Source organism: Kiloniella majae, assembly GCF_002118315.1.
GTDB lineage: Bacteria > Pseudomonadota > Alphaproteobacteria > Kiloniellales > Kiloniellaceae > Kiloniella > Kiloniella majae.
The window spans coordinates 1-366 of record NZ_MTSZ01000019.1 but is presented as its reverse complement, the minus strand read 5'-3'; the positions used below and the strand labels follow the sequence as shown (position 1 = coordinate 366).

1 protein-coding gene is annotated in these 366 nt (G+C 36.1%); it reads left to right on the top strand.

The annotated features are described in order from the left end of the window. Positions 1–267 (top strand): MerR family DNA-binding protein (locus BKB51_RS20475; RefSeq protein WP_125911897.1); only part of this gene is annotated, 267 nt, incomplete at its 5' end. Positions 268–366: the final 99 nt, after the last annotated feature.

Genomic DNA, 366 nt, shown 5'->3' with positions numbered 1-366 from the left:
GATGTTCAATTACTTATTTTTATTCGTCGTTGCCGAGAGTTAAATATGTCACTCGACGAGATTAAAACGTTAGTGCAAGTACAGCGTCAGCCAAATATTTCTTGTGATACGGTCGATTCGATGATTGCTCAACAACTCGATAACGTTCGAAAAGCCCAAAAAGAACTACAAAAATTGGAACGCTCATTAGCGAAACTAGCAAAGTGCTGCACCAGCAATAAAATAGAAGATTGCAAAATACTTAATACGCTCAATGCTTCGCATTAGGCACATAAAACAATCTTCGCGTTAAAATGCTTCACACTAAAGATAACTAACTATTAATTATTGCCATCTTTTCCTAGTTATTCGTTGTCTTCCTGTAAA